Genomic DNA, 17,148 nt, shown 5'->3' with positions numbered 1-17,148 from the left:
TATCAAAATCCCGACTAATTAGCTTGGATAAAGCGCGCCCCGCCGCGCGGCGCCGGTCTCGAAGGGTTCAAGGGCCAGACCGGCATCTCGATCCAAGGAGTCTCCATGCGCCCCTGCCTTACCGATTTCAGCCGCCGTGGCTTTGTGGTCAGCGCTCTGGCCGGCGCGGGCAGCCTCCTTGCAAGCCCGCCGCTGCGCGCCGCTGACGAAACGCTCCGCTTTGAACATGCCTATGGTGAAACGGTGCTGGACGCGCCCGCGCGCCGGGTGGTCTCGCTTGGCTACACGACGCAGGACAGCCTTCTGGCGCTGGGGGTCGTGCCGCAGGCAATCCGCTATTGGTACGGCGAGCATCCGCATGGCGTCTGGCCTTGGGCGCAACCGCTGTTGGGCGACGCCAGCCCCGCGCTGATGACCGGCGAGGTGTCGATCGAGACAGTCGCCAGCCTCGCACCCGATCTGATTGTCGCCATCGGCTCGGGCATTTCCGAGGCGGAATACGCGCTGCTGTCGCAGATCGCGCCGGTGCTGATGCAGGCGCCGGGCCATTCGGCCTATGGCATGCCGTGGGACGCCGAACTGCGGATGATCGCCCGCGCCACCGGGACCGAAGCCAAGGCCGAGGCGCTGATCACCGGCGTACAGGACAGGTTCGCCGCGCTGCGCGACCGGCATCCGGAGTGGCAGGGCCAAACCGCCGCCTGTGCGTGGCACGAAGGCGGCCAGACCAGCGCGTTCACTGGCGGCGATGCGCGGGTGCAGTTCTTCCAAGAAATGGGCTTTCAGCAGCCGCCAGCTCTGGCAGCGCTGAACTCGGCAGACGGCTTTTATACCGCGCTCTCGCCAGAGGATCTGTCGCCGCTGGATGCGGACCTGCTGATCTGGATCTCGACCCGTGATCAGGCCACCGACATCGCTGGGCTGGCCATGCGCCGGACCCTGCGCGCCAACGCCGAGGGGCGCGAGGTCTTTTGCGGCGAACTGATTGCCGGCGCGCTGTCGTTCGGCAGCGTGCTGTCGATGCCCTTCGCGCTGGAGCAGCTAGAGCCCGAGATCATCGCCGCGCTCGACGGCGATCCGGCAACGCCGGTGCCAAGCGCGCAAGACGCCGGCCTGCTCTGATGCTGCGCCTGCTCGGGCTCTTGGCGCTGCTTGGGGTGGCGCTGGCACTGGCCTTGTCGGTGGGCGCGCGACCGGTGAGCCCCGGCGCTGCGCTTGAAGCCGTGCACAGTTTCGATCCGACGAACCCCGATCACGTGACCCTGCTGGCGATCCGCCTGCCGCGCATGGCTGCCGGGCTGATCGCCGGAGCGGCGCTGGGGATCGCCGGCACGATCATGCAGGTGATGACCCGCAACCCGCTGGCCGATCCCGGCCTGCTGGGGGTCAATTCGGGCGCCGCCTTTGCGCTGTTGCTGGGGGCGACGCTGCTCGGCCAATCAGGTCAGGCTTCGGTGGCGCTGCTGAGCTTTCCCGGTGCCGCGCTGGCCTCGGCGCTGGTGTTCATCCTTGGCGGCGGGCTGCGCGGCGATGTCGGGCCGGTGCGGCTGACGCTGGCGGGCGCGGCGCTCAATGCGCTGCTGCTGTCGCTGGTCACCGCCATCGTGCTGATCCGGCAGGACACGCTCGATCTTTTCCGCTTCTGGGTGGCGGGGGCGCTGACGCAGGCTGCAAGCCGACCGCTGGCGGAAATGGCGCTGGTCGCCGCCGCCGGCGGCGGGCTGGCGCTGGCCATGGCACCGCAAATCGAAGCGCTGTCGCTCGGCGCGGCGCTGTCGCGCGGTCTGGGCACCAAGCCGCGCCGGGTTCAGGCGGCGGCGCTCGCTGTGGTCACGCTGTGCACCGGCGCGGCGGTGGCGGTGGCCGGACCCATTGCCTTCCTCGGGCTGATAGTGCCGCCGCTGGCGCGACTGGTGGCCGGGCACTCGCTGCGCCGCGCGCTGATTGCCTCGGCGTTGCTGGGGGCCACGCTGCTGCTGCTGGCTGACACGCTGGGCCGGGTGGTGATGCCGCCCGCCGAAGTGCGCGCCGGTATCATGACAGCGCTGATCGGCGGGCCGGTCTTCCTGTGGGTCGCCCGCCGCCTGCGCCCCGGAGCCACCGCATGAAGGGCACGCTGACCCTTGGTTTGCTGCTGCTGGCCGCCACGCTGGCGGCGCTGATGCTGGGACAGGTCCGGCTGAGCCCCGCCCTGCTGTGGCAGGGGCTGAGCACCGGCGAAGGGCCCGGCGCGCTGGTGCTGGGCACCATCCGCGGCCCGCGCGTGCTGACCGCGCTCGGCGCGGGCGCGGTGCTGGGCATGGCCGGGGCGCTGTTTCAGAACCTGTTTCGCAACCCTCTGGCGGCGCCCGACATCATGGGTTTCACCGCCGGGGCCGGGCTGACCATCATCGCCGCCATCGCCCTTGGCCTCAGCCTGCCGCTGCCGCTGCTGGCGGCGGGCGGAGGTCTGCTGGCAGCGCTGCTGGTGGCCATCTTCTCGCACCGCCGCGGACATGCCACGCCGCCGCTGACGATGATCCTCGTCGGGCTGGGCATCGGCTTTGTCGCCTCGGCCCTGTCGAGTTTCCTGCTGACGCTGCTGCCGCACCCGCAGGCCGCCGAGGCGCAGCGCTGGCTGACCGGCTCGCTGGCGGCGCGCGACTGGCGCCATGCGCTGCAGGTCTGGGCGGTCGGCGGCCTTCTGGCGGCGCTGGCGCTGGTGCAGATGCGCCGGCTCGCAGCGCTGCAACTGGGCGAGGACCTTGCTGCCGGGCTTGGGCTGAAGGTCGGAGCGGCACGGCTGGCGCTGGCAGGCACCGGCGTGCTGCTGGCCGCAGCGGGTGTCGCCGTGGCCGGCCCCGTGCCGTTCGTCGCGCTGATGGCCGGTCCGCTGGGCCTCCGCCTTGCCGGCGCCCGCGGGCTGCAGGCCCGCCTCATCGCCGCCGCCGCCACCGGCGCGCTGGTGCTGCTGCTGGCCGATCTGGCCGCCCGCGCCGCCCTGCCCGGCGTCCAACTGCCCACCGGCGTGATGACCGGACTTCTGGGCGCCCCATACCTGCTCTGGCGCCTGTCGCGCGAAATGGAGAAAGGCGAGCTATGACCTCCAGCGCCTCCCAACCCTGCCTGCGGGCAGACGCCCTGTCGCTCGGCTATGCCGACCGCCCGGTGATCCGCGAGCTGACGCTGGATATGCCGCGCGGCGAAATGACCGCCATCCTCGGCCCCAACGGCTGCGGCAAATCCACCCTGCTGCGCGCCATGGCCCGGCTGCTGCAGCCAAGCGCCGGGAGGGTTCTGCTCGACGGGCAGGACATCCACCGCCGCGACACCCGTGCGCTGGCGCGGGAACTGGCGATCCTGCCGCAGTCCCCGATCGCGCCCGAGGGCATCACCGTCGCCGATCTGGTGAAACGCGGGCGCACGCCGTGGCGTGGCCTCTTCACCCCGTGGCGCGACGCCGACGCCCGCGCCTGCGCCGAGGCGCTGGAGGCGGTGCAGATGACCGCCTTCGCCGAGCGCCCGCTGAGCGAGCTTTCGGGCGGCCAGCGGCAGCGGGCGTGGATCGCGCTGGTGCTGGCGCAGAGCGCGCCGCTGCTGTTGCTTGATGAGCCGACCACCTACCTTGACCTCGTGCATCAGATCGACGTTCTGGCGCTGCTGCGCCAGCGCAACCGCGAGGCCGGGCTGACGGTGATCTCGGTGCTGCATGACCTCAACCTCGCGGCGCGTTTCTCGGACCGGCTGGTGCTGCTCGGGCCGCGGGGCCTTGTGGCCACCGGCACGCCTTGGCAGGTGCTGAGCCCCGCCAACCTGCGCACCGGCTTCGGCCTTGCCGCCCGCGTCGACCCCGACCCGGTGACCGGCACGCCGATGATCATCCCGCTCTGATCCGAAAGGAGACCGCGACATGACACCCGCTTCCCGCTCCATCTCGACGAGCCGCTTCGAAGGCCCGCTTCCCGACGGGTTCGTCGGGGCGCTGCGCAGCCGCCTCGACGAATTCGGCATCCCCAGCGAGCAACGCGGCCGCCGATTGAAGGTGCACACCAGCGGCGCCGAGGTGGCGCTGCGCATGGACCGGCGCGGCTTTGACGTGGAGATCGCCGCCGACGGCGACGCGCCGCTGCACCAGTGCCGCGAGACGGTGATCTACATGCTCGATCACCTGCTGCCCGAGGCCGCCACCCGCATGTCGTGGAGCGGCATCGAAGCCGCGCGCACCCCGCCCAACTTCCACCTCGCCACGGTGCGCGGCACCCGTCGGATCTCGGCCAACTTCCTACGCGTCGAGATGGCCTGCGAGGGCATCGCCGCGCTGTGCGAGGGCGGCATGCATTTCTCGCTGCTGCTGCCGCCGGAGGGCCAGCAGCCGCGCTGGCCGGAACTGACCGCACAAGGCCGCACGATCTGGCCCGACGGTGCCTGCGCGCTGCACCGTGCCGCCTATACGTTCGTGTGGCTCGATGCGGCGCAGGGCCGCTTTGCCTTCGACATCTTCGAGCATGAGGGCGGCCGCACCACCGCTTGGGCACAGCAGGCGACGCCCGGCACCACGGTCGGCGTGATGGGCCCCGGCGGCGGCGACTTTCCCGATGCCGCTTCGCTTTTGCTGGCCGGTGACGAGACCGCCCTGCCCGCCATCCGCCGCATCCTCGAGCATGCCCCGGCGGCGCTGCGCGGACGGGTCATGATCGAAACTGGCGCCGAGGCCGACCGCCCGGACCTGCCGCTGCCCGCGGGCATGGACCTGCGCTGGATCAGCCGCGACGATGCCGGCGGGCTCGGCACTGCGCTGGCCGAGATCACCGAGATCGAAGACGGGCAATTCGTCTGGGTCGCCGCCGAGAAAGCCACCGTTCGCGCCGCGAAGGCGCAGTTCAAAGACATGGGTCTGCCGCGCGAGCAGGGCTACTTCTCGGCCTATTGGATCAGGGGCTGAGGCGGTCGCTCAGACCCCGCCGCTACGCCCCGAAAACGCCTTCAGCGCAACGCCCGCACCTTCCAGAGCAGCGCGTACCGCGCGCGCGATCTGCAGCGCGGTCTTGCCGTCGCCGTGCATGCAGATGGTGTCCACCGCCGCCGGGATATGCGCGCCGCTTTCGGTGATGATCGCGCCCGCCTGCACCATTTGCACCATGCGCGCGGCGGCCAGATCGGCATCATGGATCACCGCACCGGGCAGCGCACGGTCGACGAGCGTGGCGTCGTCGTTATAGGCGCGGTCGGCAAAGATCTCGCCCGCCCAGCGGCAGCCCAGGTCCTCCACCGCAGCCTGCTGCTGCGTCGCCGCCAGAACCATGACGATGATCTCGGGATCGACCGACAGCGCCCCCTGATAGGCGGCCAACGCCATGGCCTTGTCCTCGGCGCACATATTGGCCAGCGCGCCGTGCAGTTTCAGATGCCGCACCTTGCCGCCCGCCGCACCCGCCATCGCCTGCGCCGCGCCCAGCTGATACGCCACAAGATTGCGCAGGCTGTCGTGAGACATGTGCATCCGGCGCCGGCCAAAGCCCTGCAAATCGGGAAACCCCGGATGCGCACCGATGCCGGTGCCGTTCTCGACCGCCAGCCGCATCGTCGCCGCCATGACGTCGGGATCGCTGGCGTGAAAGCCGCAGGCGATATTGGCCGAGGTGATCACCTCGAGCAGCGCCGCATCCTGCCCCATCACCCAAGGGCCGAAGCTCTCGCCCATATCCGCGTTGAGATCGACGCTGGTCATCCCTGTGTCTCCTTCTGTCAGAGCCTGCGGCTCAATGGTCGTGATACTCGCCGTTGGAAAAACCGCTGACCAGCTTGTGGCCCAGCAAATCGGTCACCTCGGCCGGGTCGCGCGTCAGCGGCTCGGTGCGGCGCGGCAAGTCTTTCAGCGCCGCGCGGTAGGCCGCCTCTGCGGCCAGCGCCTCGTCCATCGACACGAAACTGAAGCTCAACTCGGCCCCGGCGGGCGCCTGCGCCACGCGTGGCAGATCGGCAGGAATGACGGTGGCGAGGCGCGGGTAGCCACCGGTGGTCTGGCATTCGGCCATCAGGACGAAAGGCGCGCCATCGCCGGTCATCTGGATGTCGCCCGGGGTGATGATCTCCGAAACCACCGACAGCCCGCCGTCGACACCAAAAGGCGCACCATCAGGCACCAGCTTCACCCCCATGCGGTTGGCGCGGGAGTCGCGCGTGAACCTCGCCTCGCCAAGCCGCCGCCGCTGCTCTGCGGGGAACAGTCGGGTCTGCAGGCTCTCCACCACCCGCAGCGCCCCGCCCGAGAAGCGGTCCTCCACCGGCAGCATCCGGGCCACCGGCCCGCCCGCGTCAGCGCCCACCGGCAACCGGTCGCCGGCCTGCACCGCGCGTCCCAGCCCGGCTGTCAGATGTGCAGAGCGCGCGCCCAGCACTTCCTCGGGCTCCAGCCCGCCACCGACCGAAAGATAGCCATAGGCCCCCGATTGCACAGGGCCGATCTCCAGCACCGCGCCCGCGGGCAGCGCGTGCGCGGCGTTCCAGACCACCGGCGCGCCGTCGATGCTGGCGCGCATGGCGCCGCCGGTCAGCGCGATGCGCAGGTCGCACCCCGCCTCGAAGCGCCCGCCAACGCCGCCCATTTCCAGCGCCGCCGTCGCGCCCTGTCCAAGCAGCGCCGCGCCCTCGGCCAGCGCCAGCCGATCCATCGCGCCGCCACGCGACAGGCCATAGGCGATCCAACCCGGCCTGCCGTCATCCTGCACCGTGACCGCAGGCCCGGCGCGATGAACGATCAGCGCCCGGCTCATGGCAGGTCCTCCCAGCTTGCCCCGCCCTCGGGGTCGTCCTGCATGCGGGCAAAAACCTCTTCGCTGACTTGCGGGAACTCCACCTCATCGCCCGGCGCCAGCAGGAACGGCCGCTCCGCCCCCATGCGAAACAGCGGCGCCGCCGTCTGGCCCACATGGCGCCATCCGGTCGGCGCGCTGACCGAGAAGATCACGAACTGGCGGATCGCCAGCACCAAAGCGCCCTTCGGCACGCGCGGCGTCAGCCCCTGCTGGCGCGGAATGTTCCACGTTTCGGGCAACTCGCCCAGATAGGGCTGGCCCGGCGCGAAGCCAAGCGCCGTCACCCGCACCCGCGCCCGGGACAGAGAGGCCACCGCGTCGGCCTCGCTCAACCCGGCCTCCGCCGCCGCCTCGGCGAGCTGCGGCGCAAGGTCGCCGCCATAGACGGTGGGAATGCGGTGCAGCCGCCGGCCATGCGGCAGATCGGCCTGCAGCCAGTCGCGCGCGGCCATCAACTGGCGTAGCTTGGCCTCAAGCGTGGCATGGCTCAGCGCCAGCGGATCAAAGCGCAGATAGGCCGAGACCAGCGAGGAGGAGATCTCCTCCACCCCCTCGGGCGGCTCGCGTTCAAGCGCAGCACGAAAGGCCAGCGCGGCGCGGTTGGCAGGTTCGCTCAGCCTGTCGCCGAAGCTGACCAGCATGCCGTCGATGCCAGCGGTGCGAAGCAAGGGGTAAGACGCCAGAGCGGTCGGATCGTCAGTCATGGACCGGACGTTAGCGAAGCCACCGGTGGCTGCAACCAGCAATAGCCGCCAGCCGCCAGCCAGCGTGGCCGCGCTGCCCCGTCCGCTGCCAGACGTGCAGACCGCACCCATCGCCCGTTCCTTTTGCCCCGCGCGCGCATTAAACCTGTGACCGAGGCAGAAGACAGGAGAAACATATGCGGCGAACAATCGTCATGGTGCTGGCACTGGCGGCTCTGGCCGGATGCGGCGCGCCCTCCGGCAGCAACGTCTGGGGCGACCGCTACGAGGTCTACGGGGTGGACGACGACGACATGCTGAAACTGCGCGGCGGGCCGGGCACCGGCTTTGACGTGCTGGCCGGGCTTCCGAACGGAACGGTGGTGCGGGTCTATGAGTGCACGCAAACCGGTGGCACCCGCTGGTGCGAGGTCTCGCTGGATCGCGAGCCGGGCATGAAGGGCTTCGCGTCCTGGGCCTACCTGCGCGAGCTCTGAAAGCGCGCAGGACCAGCGACCAGACCCTTCGTCTAGACAAAAATATCCCGGGGGCGCCGCGCCACGCGCGGCGGGGGCAGCGCCCCCGAAATCACCTGTCGATCAGTGTCGCGTTGGGTTGTTGAGTTCGCGCTCAGCCGCCTCGATGGCCTCTTCCACGTCCTGCGGATCGGTCGACGGTACGGCGTAGCTGCCCGACATCCATTTCGCCAGATCCACATCGGCGCAGCGCTTCGAACAGAAGGGCCGGTATTTCGCGTCGGTCGGCTTGGCGCAGATCGGGCAGCTCATGACAGCATCCCCGGCTTCAGCACCTCGCTCAGCGGCACGCGCTCGCGCTTGCGCTGCAGCTCCATGAGCCCCAGCTGCGTCCAGCCTGCAAGGATGGTTTCGGTCGGGTCCTGCTTCAGCGCCGCACGCAGCACCGACTCGATCTGCCGGCGCTCTTTCTTCGGCATCGGAGCCAGATCGACGATGACCTGCCCGCCCAGGCCGCGCAGGCGCAGCTGCCGCGGCAGTTCGCGCAGGGCGGCGATATTGGCTTTCAGTCCCGCCGCAGGCGAGGTGTCGCCGCCGGTGTTGACGTCGACAGCCACGAGCGCACGGGTCGGCTCGATGCTCATCGAGGCGCCACCGGACAGTGGCACCAGCGGGCGCGACAGCGCGTCGATCAACTCGTGCACGCCGTGGCGCTCGAAGCTGCCAGCCTCGGCATCCACAGCGCCCTCTTCCCACTCACGCCATGCCAGCGCATGCGGGCCGTCGCCTTCGACCAGAACCTCGGCGTCGCCGGAAACGTCGGCCATCACCTGCTGGCACAGCTCAGCCATGGCGGCCACGTCCTCGGCGATCTCATCGGGATCGCCTTGGGCGCAGGACGAGCGCATAATCAGGCCGTTCTCGGCCTCTTTCGCCCCGGGCATCACCTCGTGGGCGATCTCCAGCAAGCTCTCGCGGATGTCGTCATCCTTGATCCGGCGCGAGATGTTCAGCCCCGGCGCGCCGGGCGTGACGATGGCGTAGCGCGATTTGAACAGCACGCGGGTGGTCACGGGAATCGCCTTGCCCGGTTCGGCAAAGCCAGTGACCTGCACCACCAGCGGCTGGCCGGGGGACAAGCCCTTCACCTGTCGCAGGAAGGCCGAGCCTTCGGGCGTGTCGAGGAACATGCCGCCCTGCCCCTTCATCGGGCGCTGCGCGATGCCGCGGTAGATGGTGCCGGGGCGCGCGTGGTCGCTGTCGATCAGCAGATCCTCGAGCTTGCCGTCGACGATCAGCGCCGCCGCTTCGGCATCGCCGAGGTGGTCGAGCGCGATGGTGCGTCCCTTCATGCCAGTTCTCCGGGCTTGTAGAGCGGATAGCCTGCAGCGAGCAGCAGGTTCGCGGTTTCGGCAAGCGGCAGACCGACCACCGAGGTGAAGCTGCCGTTGATCCAAGGAATGAAGGCGCCCGCCATTCCCTGAATGCCGTAACCGCCAGCCTTGCCCTGCCAGTCGTCCGAGGCAAGATAGGCGTTGAGTTCCTCGTTCGAGAGGTCCTTCATCTTCACCTGCGTGACCACATCACGCTCCCACAGCTGATCGCCGCGGCGCACTGCGACGGCGGTGATCACCCGGTGACGCCGGCCCGAGAGCTTGGTGAGGAACTCCGCCGCTTCGCCGGCATCGCGGGGTTTGCCCAAGATACGACGCCCCAGCGCGACGGTGGTGTCGGCCGAGAGAACGATTTCGTCAGCGGTGGCGGGAATCGCCTGCGCCTTTTCGCGTGCGAGGCGCACGCAGTAGGGGCGCGGCAGCTCGCCCGGCATCGGATCTTCGTCGATGTCGGGCGGGCGGATGTCGTCGGCTTTCACGCCCAGCTGCGCGAGCAAATCGCGCCGCCGGGGCGAGCCGGAGCCGAGAACGAGCTTCATGCGCGGACCTCGCAGGTCCAGCCCCGTGCAGCGGGAACCGCCTTAAGATTCGGGACCATCCGGCGCTTACTTGAAGCGATAGTTGATCCGGCCCTTGGTCAGATCATAGGGGGTCATTTCGACCTGTACCTTGTCGCCTGCGAGAACACGGATGCGGTTCTTGCGCATCTTGCCTGCCGTGTGCGCGATGATCTCATGGCCGTTCTCAAGCTCGACCCGAAACGTCGCGTTGGGCAGGAGTTCCTTCACGACACCGGGAAATTCGAGCGTATCTTCCTTGGCCATGCTTTCTCCTGAAAATGCCATTCCGCCTGTAGGTCGCGGAACGCGCATGGATATGCGCCCAAACGCGGCGTTTTTCAAGGGTGCAATTGCAGATTGTCGGGAATAGCCGTCAGCGCAGCGCCCGCACTGCCACGGGGCCGTCGCGCCCGGACTGATCGTCCCAATGGGTGCGGTTCAGCACAACCCCATCGTTGCGGACCCGGGCGACGGCGTCAAGGTCCAGCTCGGCATAGGTCCAGCCCGGTTTGCCTAGCACCCCTTCGGCGATCACCCCGGTGGCCGGAAACCCGGTGTCCGGCGGGCAGAACACCCCGCCCGCACCGGTGTTGGTGTCCACCGCCTCGGACCAGTCGCAATCGCCCACGGTCGAGGCCATCACCGCGATGCACTGCTGTTCGAGCGCGCGGGCCATGGTGCCGATACGCACGCGGCTATAGCCCGCCTGCGCCTCGGTGCAGGAGGGTACAAGCAGCAGATCGGCATCGCGCAGCGCCCGGCCCAGCAGCGGATATTCCGAATCGTAGCAGATCAGGATGCCGATCCTGCCAAGCGCAGTGTCGAAGATCTGCAGCGGCGCGCCGCCCACCACGTCCCAGTCCTCGCGCTCGAAACGGGTCATGATCTGCTTGTCCTGAAACCCCATGTCGCCGCCCGGCGCGAAGAGCCGCGCGCGGTTCACCGGACGCGGGCCCAGCGTCCCGTCGAACACCGGCGCCGAGGCGGCGAGGATATGCGCGCCGTATTTCGCCGCGAGGTCCGAGTGCAGCGCATCCACACGTGGCAGGCGCTCGGATATAGCGTGCAGCGAGCCCTCGAGGTCTGCCGCCGCGGCGGCCCCGGCAAGCGTGGCGATTTCCATCGCGCCGTATTCGGGGAAGACCAAAAGCTCCGCGCCCTGCCCCGCTGCCTCGGACACCCACGCCTCGATCTTGGCGGCATAGGCATCCCAGCTTTCTTGAAAGTCCATCGGGTAGGCGGCGGTTGCGATCTTCATGGGCAGGTCCTTGGTGATGCCGGTTGAGAGGGGGCGCTGCCCCCGTCCGCTGCGCGGACTCCCCCGGCGTATTTGGGAAGAGAAGAAGGGCTAGGCGGTATCGCCGCCGAGGTCCCCCTCGAGGTCGCGGATCCAGAATTGCAGGGCGTGGTCGGTCTGTTCGGCCTGATCCACGTCGCGCCAGTGGAAATGCGCGATGACCCCCTCGAGCGGCGCGTAGCCGCGCTTGCGCCAGAACGGGTCGAGCGGCGCGTAGCTGGGGGGACGCAGCGGATGGTCTGCGCGGCGCTGCACGGCGCAGAACGCGCTATAGCGGCGCTCGAGGCGGCGCGCATGGGCTTCGCGCAAGTCAAAAAAACGGTGGCCGATCCCCTGCCCACGCGCTTCGGGCAGCAGCACCGACTCGGCGCAGTAGAAAATCTTGGCAAGCGCGAGGCCGGTGGCGGCAAACGGCGCGGCGAAATCGTCGGCGTGGTCTTCCATCGGAGTACCGGTGGCGGCACCGACAAGGCGCACGCCCTCGAAGGCACCGACCAGCACCGCCCCGGCGCTGGTCCGGTAGCTCTCGAGATAGTCGCGCTCGTAATCGAGATCACCGTCGTAAAGATAGGGCCAGTCGCGGAACACCGCGATGCGCAGCCGCGCCACGTCGTCGAGCGCGGCGTCGAGCGCCGCGCCGGTGAGCACGCGGACCTCGGTCACGAGACCTGCCGGACCCAGTCGGACAGGCTGTAATAGGTGACCACGCGGCTGATCTTGCCGTCCTTCAGCGAAAAGAAAGACCCTGCGGGCAGCCGGTAGGTCTGTCCCCGCGCCTCGGGCAGCCCTGCGTCGGTCTTGAGATAGGTGCCGTTGACCACGAATTCGGCGGCGGCGCGGGTGCCGCCCTCGGCCTCGAAGATCACCATGTCGGTCAGCTGCTCTTCGTAGCAGTGGGACATATGGGCGCAGAACTCGGCGAACTTGGTCTTGCCGGAGCGAATCTGCCCCTCGTTCACGTGATGCGCGATATCCGCCGACAGCAGGTCGAGCATCGCCTCGGTGTCGCCGGAATTGAACGCCTCGAAATAGGCCTTGATGGTGTCTGTGGCCGTCATGTGTCTCCCCATCGGGTCTTGAGCTTGTCGTAAATCTGGTCGCGGGTCTGGCGGTAGGCGTTGAGCTTGGTCTCGCGGGTCTCGCCGAGCCCCGTGGGATCCATGATCGGCCAGTATTCCACCGTCAGATGAAAGAAGCGGGTGAGTTCCAGCGCGGCGCGCTGCGAGGCGGGCGACATGGCGACGATCAGGTCGAACCCCGACAGCGTCTCGCCCATCTCTTCGAGTTCTTCGAAGCTGCGCGAGCGATGCTTGGAAAGCTCGACGCCGATCTCCTGACAGACAGAGATGGCGAAGCCGTCGATCTCGAGATCATTCACCACGCCGACGGACTGCACATAGGTGCCCTGTCCGTAGAGCTTTTTCATGATGCCCTCGGCCATGGGCGAGCGCACGGCGTTGTGGTCGCAGCAAAACAGAACCGATTGCGGCAGCTTCGGCACCCGGTCAGCCCCCGAAATGCAGCACGCAGATGAGGGTGAAGAGCCGGCGTGCCGTATCATTGTCGACCTCGGCCTTGCCCTCGAGCCGCTCTTGCAGGATGCGCGCGCCCTCGTTGTGGATGCCGCGGCGAGCCATGTCGATGGTTTCGATCTGACTGGGCGCGGCGGATTTCACCGCGTCGAAGTAACTTTTGCAGATCTGGAAGTAATCCTTCACCACCTGCCGGAAAGGTGCCAGCGACAGATGGAACTCGGCCGCCGGCTCCCCGGCCTCGGTGGAAATGTCGAACACCAGCCGTTTCTCGCGGATCGACAGGCCAAGCGCATAGGGGCCTGGCGGCACCTCGCGGCCCTCGCGCGGGGGAAGTGTGAAACTGTTTTCTTCCATGAGATCGAACATGGCAACGCGGCGCTCCTGCTCGATCTCCGGGGTCGGAGGCGGCAGGTTGGCGTCGTCCAGCTCGATACGGGCGATATGGCTCATGGGCGCGTCCTCGGCTTCGGCTCCGGAATCTGTAGCCAATGCGAGGAGATGGGGCAATGCGCCTTGCGCCGCAGGCGGCGCGCTGCGCCTGCGCCTTTGGTGTCAGCCGTTGAGCTTGCGCAGGCGCGCCGTCACCGACAGGCCATGCGCCTGCAGGCTTTCAGAGGACGCCAAAATCTCTGCCGCCGGGCCGATCGCACGCAGCGCCTCGGGCGACATCTTGGCCAATGTGGTGCGCTTGAGGAAATCGAGCACCGACAGCCCCGAAGAGAACCGCGCCGACCGGGCGGTGGGCAGCACGTGGTTCGGCCCGCCGACGTAATCGCCGATCGCCTCGGGCGTCCACTGGCCGAGGAAGATCGCACCGGCGTGGCGGATCTGCTGCGACAGCGCCTCGGGGTCGGCGACGCAGAGTTCGAGATGCTCGGGCGCGACGCGGTTGGAGAGATCGGCCGCCTCGGAAAGATCACGGGTGACGATGACCGCGCCGAAATCGCGCCAGCTGGCGCCGGCGATGCCTTGGCGTTCGAGCCCCTGCAACTGGCGCTCTACCTCCTCGGCGACGGCGCGCCCGAAGGCCGCGTCGGGGGTGATCAGGATCGATTGCGCGCTCTCGTCGTGCTCGGCCTGACTGAGCAGGTCGAGGGCGATGAATTCCGGGTCATTGTCAGCGTCGGCGATCACGAGGATCTCTGACGGACCTGCGATCATGTCGATGCCCACTTTGCCAAAGACGCGGCGTTTGGCGGCGGCGACAAAGGCATTGCCCGGCCCGGTGATCTTGTCGACCGGGGCGATGCTTTCGGTGCCATAAGCCAGCGCCGCGATCGCCTGCGCGCCGCCCATGCGGTAGATCTCGTCGACGCCGGCGATCTTCGCCGCCAGCAGGACCAGCGGGTTCACCACGCCGTCGGGCGTCGGCACGGTGATGCAAAGCCGCTCGACCCCGGCCACCTTGGCGGGAATGGCGTTCATCAGCACCGACGACGGGTAGCTTGCCAAACCGCCGGGCACGTAAAGGCCCGCCGCCGCGACCGCGGTCCAGCGCCAGCCCAGCGTGGCACCATCGGGATCGGTCCACTGCGAATCCTCGGGCATCTGCCGCACGTGGTAGGCGCGGATACGTTCCGCTGCGGTCTCCAGCGCGTCGCGCTCGGCCTGCGGCACCTGCGCGCAATAGGTCTCGATCTCTTCGGCGGTGAACCGCAGGCCCTTGGCGTCCAGAGTCATCCGGTCAAACTTGGCGGTCAGTTCCAGCACCGCCGCGTCACCGCGGGCGCGCACATCGGCGATGATCGCGCCGACGGTATCGTCCACATCGGGGCTGTCCTCGCGCTTGGCGCTGAGCAGCTGCGCGAACTGCAGCTCGAAATCCGGCTCTGTGGTGTCGAGAAAGACGGGCATGGGCGATCTCCTTGTCGCGCCCGTGCTTAGAGACAAGCCGTGCCCGGCTCAAGTGGCCGGATCGGGGATTCGCGGCCTTGGCGATGACGAGGATCAGCGGGCAACACATGCGAATCGCTTAATGTAGAGGAATCGGCACGGGAGAGCCGTGGTATTTCGGAGGAGCTAAGATGTTTGAGAATCGTATTTCCGCCTTCGCGTTGGCATTGGCCATGACGGGGCTTTGCATGGGGGGCGCCGCGCTGGCGCAAGGCGCGGGAGAGACCGAATACATGAATGCCTGCGCTGCGTGCCACGGCGAAGGTGGCACCGGCGACGGGCCGCTGGCCGAACTGATGACCGTCGACCTGCCGGACCTGACGCAAATCGCGGCGAACAACGACGGCGTGTTCCCGATGCTCGAGATCATTCAGATCATCGACGGCCGCAGTGGCATCCGCGGCCATGGCTATCCGATGCCGGTCTGGGGGCAGCGCTTCAAAGAGACGCTGTCGGTTGAGATCGGCGCATATGCCAGCGAGATCGTCACGCGAGGGCGTATCCTCGCCCTCGCGCAGTATCTGGAAACGATGCAGGCGCAGTAGGACAGGCGCAGCAGGCCGGCCGTCCTAAGCTAAGCCTAAGCCGGGCTGCTTTCAGGCTCCGTGATCCGGCACCTGTCCCGAAATGGCGCGATAGGGCCGGGTCACATCCTTCAGGCGCAGTTCCAGCGCCTCGACCTCGGCGCGGATCGCGCCGTCGCCGGCGAAGGTCAGTTCGACGAAACCAGCGCCGTCCTCGCCCGGCTCGAAGCCGACCTTCAGCAGCGACAGCACCGTGTCCTTGTCCTCGCGACTGATTCCCTGCGCCGCCACCTTCAGCACGCTTTCCACCACGAGCAGCGCGCGAACCCGCTCTGGCGGATCCCGATGCACACCGTCCTCGCGGCGGAGCCGGTTGAGCAGCAGCGCCAGCCGATTGTGGCGCTTTTCCCATGCGATGTCGGCGACGCTGAGCACCGAGTCCTGCGCCAGAGCCGACAGCACCTGCAGGTCCTCGGGGTCCATCGCGCCGAGATTGAGCGGCTGGCCGCCCGCGTCTTCGAATCTTGCGTCTTCGGTCACTCGCCCTTCACCCGTTCGATCTTGGCGCCAACACCGCGCAGTTTACGCACCACGTGCTCGTAGCCGCGGTCCAGATGATAGACCCGGCTGACCACCGTGTCGCCCTCTGCCGCAAGACCGGCGAGAATCAGCGACACCGAGGCCCGCAGATCGGTGGCCATCACCGGAGCGCCCTTCAGTTTCTCGACGCCCTTCACCCGGGCGGTGCCGCCCGATACGTCGATGCTCGCGCCCATGCGCAGCAGCTCGGGCGCGTGCATGAACCTATTCTCGAAAATCTTTTCTTCCAGCACGCTTTCGCCGTCGGCGGTGCAAAGCAGTGCCATCATCTGCGCCTGCAGGTCGGTGGGGAAGCCCGGGAAAGGTTCGGTGGTCACATCCACCGCCTTCACCCGGCCGTTCTTGCGCGCCACCTTAAGGCCGGTCGGCGTCTCCTCAACCCCGATGCCCGCCTCGTCAAGTTTCTCGCAGAAGCTTTTGACCAGTTCGATCGTACCACCGAGGCATTCCACCTCGCCGCCGCAGATCGCCGGGGCCAGCATATATGTGCCCAGTTCGATTCGGTCGGTCACAACACGGTGCGTGGCCCCGCCCAGCGTCTCGACGCCCTGGATCTCGATGGTGCTGGTGCCCTCGCCCTCGATCTGCGCGCCCATCTTGCGCAGGCATTGCGCCAGATCGACGATCTCCGGCTCGCGCGCCGCGTTGCGGATCACCGTGGTGCCCTTGGCCAGTGTCGCGGCCATCAGCGCATTCTCTGTCGCCCCGACCGAGGCGAAGGGAAACTCGACGATGCCGCCCTGCAGACCGCCCGACGGCGTCTTGGCATGCACATAGCCTTCGCGCAGATCAAGTTCGGCGCCCATCGCTTCGAGCGCCCGCAGGTGCAGGTCCACCGGGCGGGCGCCGATGGCGCATCCGCCGGGCAACGACACCTCGGCATGGCCAAAACGCGCCAGCAGCGGACCAAGCACGAGAATCGACGCGCGCATCTTGCGCACGATGTCATAGTCGGCGCGGGTCGAGGTCAGCGCGTGGCTCGACATCGCCAGCACCTGCCCGTCGTTCAGTGCCTGCACCTCCGCGCCCAGCGACTGCAACAGCAGCGTCATGGTGCGGATATCCGAAAGCCGCGGCGCATTGGTCAGCGTCAGCGGCTGATCCGACAGCAGGGTCGCGGGCATGAGGGTAAGGCAGGCATTCTTCGCGCCGGCGATGGGGATCTGTCCCGAAAGCGGGCCGTTGCCCGTGACGACGATCGAATCCATTAGCTGTCCTTTTCACTGCTCGGCCCGTCTTCGGGCTTATTGTCGTCTGTCGAGGCGTCGCGCGCCTTCGCCTGTGCCTTGCGCCGACCGAGATTGGCCTTCAACGCCGCCTTGAGGCGGGCGTCCCGGTCGTTTGCAGGCTTTTTTTGCGGGCTCGATTTGGGCTTCATGAACTTTCTTTACT

23 protein-coding genes are annotated in these 17,148 nt (G+C 68.2%); 7 read left to right on the top strand and 16 right to left on the bottom strand.

Annotated elements, in window-relative coordinates; all coding sequences use genetic code 11:
• Nucleotides 1-105 precede the first annotated feature (105 nt).
• The 5 genes from ACXAJT_RS09880 to ACXAJT_RS09860 are packed head-to-tail and all read left to right on the top strand — an operon-like array spanning nt 106 to nt 4,921.
• On the top strand, nt 106-1,122 hold the full coding sequence (locus ACXAJT_RS09880) for an iron-siderophore ABC transporter substrate-binding protein (RefSeq protein WP_475234842.1): 1,017 nt from the start codon (nt 106-108) through the stop codon (nt 1,120-1,122).
• Entirely contained in the window at nt 1,122-2,108 is a 987-nt protein-coding gene (locus tag ACXAJT_RS09875; RefSeq protein WP_475234840.1) for a FecCD family ABC transporter permease, read from the top strand. The genes ACXAJT_RS09880 and ACXAJT_RS09875 overlap by 1 nt, the downstream gene beginning before the upstream one ends.
• Nucleotides 2,105-3,082, top strand: coding sequence for a FecCD family ABC transporter permease (locus tag ACXAJT_RS09870; RefSeq protein ID WP_475234838.1), 978 nt, complete (start codon nt 2,105-2,107; stop codon nt 3,080-3,082). The genes ACXAJT_RS09875 and ACXAJT_RS09870 overlap by 4 nt, the downstream gene beginning before the upstream one ends.
• Nucleotides 3,079-3,870: an ABC transporter ATP-binding protein gene (locus tag ACXAJT_RS09865; protein ID WP_475234837.1), complete on the top strand. Its 792-nt coding sequence runs from the start codon at nt 3,079-3,081 to the stop codon at nt 3,868-3,870. Before ACXAJT_RS09870 ends, ACXAJT_RS09865 begins: the two co-directional genes overlap by 4 nt.
• 19 nt (nt 3,871-3,889) lie before the next feature.
• Nucleotides 3,890-4,921: a siderophore-interacting protein gene (locus tag ACXAJT_RS09860; protein ID WP_475234836.1), complete on the top strand. Its 1,032-nt coding sequence runs from the start codon at nt 3,890-3,892 to the stop codon at nt 4,919-4,921.
• Between the two features lie 9 nt (nt 4,922-4,930).
• Here the strand turns inward: ACXAJT_RS09860 and ACXAJT_RS09855 are convergent, their stop codons facing one another.
• The 3 genes from ACXAJT_RS09855 to ACXAJT_RS09845 are packed head-to-tail and all read right to left on the bottom strand — an operon-like array spanning nt 4,931 to nt 7,498.
• A complete protein-coding gene (locus ACXAJT_RS09855) occupies nt 4,931-5,707 on the bottom strand; it encodes a LamB/YcsF family protein (protein WP_475234834.1) in 777 nt (258 codons plus the stop codon).
• Between the two features lie 31 nt (nt 5,708-5,738).
• Nucleotides 5,739-6,752, bottom strand: a complete 1,014-nt coding sequence (locus ACXAJT_RS09850; protein ID WP_475234832.1) for a 5-oxoprolinase subunit C family protein — start codon at nt 6,750-6,752, stop codon at nt 5,739-5,741.
• On the bottom strand, nt 6,749-7,498 hold the full coding sequence (locus ACXAJT_RS09845; protein ID WP_475234831.1) for a 5-oxoprolinase subunit B family protein: 750 nt from the start codon (nt 7,496-7,498) through the stop codon (nt 6,749-6,751). The genes ACXAJT_RS09850 and ACXAJT_RS09845 overlap by 4 nt, the downstream gene beginning before the upstream one ends.
• A gap of 176 nt (nt 7,499-7,674) precedes the next feature.
• Between ACXAJT_RS09845 and ACXAJT_RS09840 the strand changes: the two genes are divergently transcribed.
• A complete protein-coding gene (locus ACXAJT_RS09840) occupies nt 7,675-7,974 on the top strand; it encodes an SH3 domain-containing protein (protein ID WP_475234830.1) in 300 nt (99 codons plus the stop codon).
• Between the two features lie 102 nt (nt 7,975-8,076).
• Here ACXAJT_RS09840 and ACXAJT_RS09835 read toward each other — a convergent pair whose 3' ends face one another.
• The 10 genes from ACXAJT_RS09835 to hisD form a co-directional block, all read right to left on the bottom strand.
• Nucleotides 8,077-8,265 carry a DNA gyrase inhibitor YacG gene (locus tag ACXAJT_RS09835; RefSeq protein ID WP_475234829.1) on the bottom strand — a complete coding sequence of 63 codons (189 nt, stop codon included), beginning with the start codon at nt 8,263-8,265 and terminating at the stop codon, nt 8,077-8,079.
• A complete protein-coding gene (locus ACXAJT_RS09830) occupies nt 8,262-9,305 on the bottom strand; it encodes a ribonuclease E/G (RefSeq protein WP_475234828.1) in 1,044 nt (347 codons plus the stop codon). The genes ACXAJT_RS09835 and ACXAJT_RS09830 overlap by 4 nt, the downstream gene beginning before the upstream one ends.
• On the bottom strand, nt 9,302-9,886 hold the full coding sequence (locus ACXAJT_RS09825; protein ID WP_475234827.1) for a Maf family protein: 585 nt from the start codon (nt 9,884-9,886) through the stop codon (nt 9,302-9,304). Before ACXAJT_RS09825 ends, ACXAJT_RS09830 begins: the two co-directional genes overlap by 4 nt.
• Nucleotides 9,887-9,952: 66 nt before the next feature.
• A complete protein-coding gene (infA, locus tag ACXAJT_RS09820; protein ID WP_005978431.1) occupies nt 9,953-10,171 on the bottom strand; it encodes a translation initiation factor IF-1 in 219 nt (72 codons plus the stop codon).
• 109 nt (nt 10,172-10,280) lie between these two features.
• Entirely contained in the window at nt 10,281-11,165 is an 885-nt protein-coding gene (locus ACXAJT_RS09815) for a carbon-nitrogen hydrolase family protein (RefSeq protein WP_475234826.1), read from the bottom strand.
• 90 nt (nt 11,166-11,255) lie between these two features.
• Complete coding sequence (locus ACXAJT_RS09810; protein WP_475234825.1) at nt 11,256-11,867, bottom strand: GNAT family N-acetyltransferase; 612 nt, start codon at nt 11,865-11,867, stop codon at nt 11,256-11,258.
• Complete coding sequence (locus ACXAJT_RS09805; RefSeq protein WP_475234824.1) at nt 11,864-12,262, bottom strand: ketosteroid isomerase-related protein; 399 nt, start codon at nt 12,260-12,262, stop codon at nt 11,864-11,866. The genes ACXAJT_RS09810 and ACXAJT_RS09805 overlap by 4 nt, the downstream gene beginning before the upstream one ends.
• Nucleotides 12,259-12,705 carry an arsenate-mycothiol transferase ArsC gene (locus ACXAJT_RS09800; protein WP_092425390.1) on the bottom strand — a complete coding sequence of 149 codons (447 nt, stop codon included), beginning with the start codon at nt 12,703-12,705 and terminating at the stop codon, nt 12,259-12,261. The genes ACXAJT_RS09805 and ACXAJT_RS09800 overlap by 4 nt, the downstream gene beginning before the upstream one ends.
• 4 nt (nt 12,706-12,709) lie before the next feature.
• Nucleotides 12,710-13,189, bottom strand: coding sequence for a UPF0262 family protein (locus tag ACXAJT_RS09795; RefSeq protein ID WP_475234822.1), 480 nt, complete (start codon nt 13,187-13,189; stop codon nt 12,710-12,712).
• Between the two features lie 102 nt (nt 13,190-13,291).
• Nucleotides 13,292-14,593 carry a histidinol dehydrogenase gene (hisD, locus tag ACXAJT_RS09790; RefSeq protein WP_475234821.1) on the bottom strand — a complete coding sequence of 434 codons (1,302 nt, stop codon included), beginning with the start codon at nt 14,591-14,593 and terminating at the stop codon, nt 13,292-13,294.
• A 170-nt stretch (nt 14,594-14,763) separates the two neighbouring features.
• Between hisD and ACXAJT_RS09785 the strand changes: the two genes are divergently transcribed.
• Nucleotides 14,764-15,177: a c-type cytochrome gene (locus ACXAJT_RS09785; protein ID WP_475234820.1), complete on the top strand. Its 414-nt coding sequence runs from the start codon at nt 14,764-14,766 to the stop codon at nt 15,175-15,177.
• A gap of 51 nt (nt 15,178-15,228) precedes the next feature.
• Here ACXAJT_RS09785 and ACXAJT_RS09780 read toward each other — a convergent pair whose 3' ends face one another.
• Genes ACXAJT_RS09780 through ACXAJT_RS09770 form a run of 3 tightly spaced genes read right to left on the bottom strand, consistent with a single transcriptional unit; the run spans nt 15,229 to nt 17,134 of the window.
• Complete coding sequence (locus ACXAJT_RS09780) at nt 15,229-15,696, bottom strand: DUF2948 family protein (RefSeq protein ID WP_475234818.1); 468 nt, start codon at nt 15,694-15,696, stop codon at nt 15,229-15,231.
• Nucleotides 15,693-16,964: a UDP-N-acetylglucosamine 1-carboxyvinyltransferase gene (gene murA, locus ACXAJT_RS09775; protein WP_475234817.1), complete on the bottom strand. Its 1,272-nt coding sequence runs from the start codon at nt 16,962-16,964 to the stop codon at nt 15,693-15,695. Before murA ends, ACXAJT_RS09780 begins: the two co-directional genes overlap by 4 nt.
• Nucleotides 16,964-17,134, bottom strand: coding sequence for a hypothetical protein (locus tag ACXAJT_RS09770; protein ID WP_475234816.1), 171 nt, complete (start codon nt 17,132-17,134; stop codon nt 16,964-16,966). The genes murA and ACXAJT_RS09770 overlap by 1 nt, the downstream gene beginning before the upstream one ends.
• Nucleotides 17,135-17,148: the final 14 nt, after the last annotated feature.

The organism is Salipiger sp. ABF4_146 (assembly GCF_056161345.1).
This window is presented reverse-complemented; position numbering and strand designations above follow the sequence as displayed.

Bases quoted from the DNA above. Each gene is read 5' to 3' on its own strand.
- ACXAJT_RS09870 (WP_475234838.1), top strand. From the start codon at position 2,105: ATGAAGGGCACGCTGACCCTTGGTTTGCTGCTGCTGGCCGCCACGCTG.
- ACXAJT_RS09880 (WP_475234842.1), top strand. From the start codon at position 106: ATGCGCCCCTGCCTTACCGATTTCAGCCGCCGTGGCTTTGTGGTCAGC.
- ACXAJT_RS09850 (WP_475234832.1), bottom strand. From the start codon at position 6,752: ATGAGCCGGGCGCTGATCGTTCATCGCGCCGGGCCTGCGGTCACGGTG.
- ACXAJT_RS09830 (WP_475234828.1), bottom strand. From the start codon at position 9,305: ATGAAGGGACGCACCATCGCGCTCGACCACCTCGGCGATGCCGAAGCG.
- ACXAJT_RS09855 (WP_475234834.1), bottom strand. From the start codon at position 5,707: ATGACCAGCGTCGATCTCAACGCGGATATGGGCGAGAGCTTCGGCCCT.
- hisD (WP_475234821.1), bottom strand. From the start codon at position 14,593: ATGCCCGTCTTTCTCGACACCACAGAGCCGGATTTCGAGCTGCAGTTC.
- ACXAJT_RS09860 (WP_475234836.1), top strand. From the start codon at position 3,890: ATGACACCCGCTTCCCGCTCCATCTCGACGAGCCGCTTCGAAGGCCCG.
- ACXAJT_RS09845 (WP_475234831.1), bottom strand. From the start codon at position 7,498: ATGACTGACGATCCGACCGCTCTGGCGTCTTACCCCTTGCTTCGCACC.
- ACXAJT_RS09795 (WP_475234822.1), bottom strand. From the start codon at position 13,189: ATGAGCCATATCGCCCGTATCGAGCTGGACGACGCCAACCTGCCGCCT.
- ACXAJT_RS09825 (WP_475234827.1), bottom strand. From the start codon at position 9,886: ATGAAGCTCGTTCTCGGCTCCGGCTCGCCCCGGCGGCGCGATTTGCTC.
- ACXAJT_RS09770 (WP_475234816.1), bottom strand. From the start codon at position 17,134: ATGAAGCCCAAATCGAGCCCGCAAAAAAAGCCTGCAAACGACCGGGAC.
- murA (WP_475234817.1), bottom strand. From the start codon at position 16,964: ATGGATTCGATCGTCGTCACGGGCAACGGCCCGCTTTCGGGACAGATC.
- ACXAJT_RS09840 (WP_475234830.1), top strand. From the start codon at position 7,675: ATGCGGCGAACAATCGTCATGGTGCTGGCACTGGCGGCTCTGGCCGGA.
- ACXAJT_RS09865 (WP_475234837.1), top strand. From the start codon at position 3,079: ATGACCTCCAGCGCCTCCCAACCCTGCCTGCGGGCAGACGCCCTGTCG.
- ACXAJT_RS09815 (WP_475234826.1), bottom strand. From the start codon at position 11,165: ATGAAGATCGCAACCGCCGCCTACCCGATGGACTTTCAAGAAAGCTGG.
- ACXAJT_RS09805 (WP_475234824.1), bottom strand. From the start codon at position 12,262: ATGACGGCCACAGACACCATCAAGGCCTATTTCGAGGCGTTCAATTCC.
- ACXAJT_RS09785 (WP_475234820.1), top strand. From the start codon at position 14,764: ATGTTTGAGAATCGTATTTCCGCCTTCGCGTTGGCATTGGCCATGACG.
- ACXAJT_RS09835 (WP_475234829.1), bottom strand. From the start codon at position 8,265: ATGAGCTGCCCGATCTGCGCCAAGCCGACCGACGCGAAATACCGGCCC.
- infA (WP_005978431.1), bottom strand. From the start codon at position 10,171: ATGGCCAAGGAAGATACGCTCGAATTTCCCGGTGTCGTGAAGGAACTC.
- ACXAJT_RS09875 (WP_475234840.1), top strand. From the start codon at position 1,122: ATGCTGCGCCTGCTCGGGCTCTTGGCGCTGCTTGGGGTGGCGCTGGCA.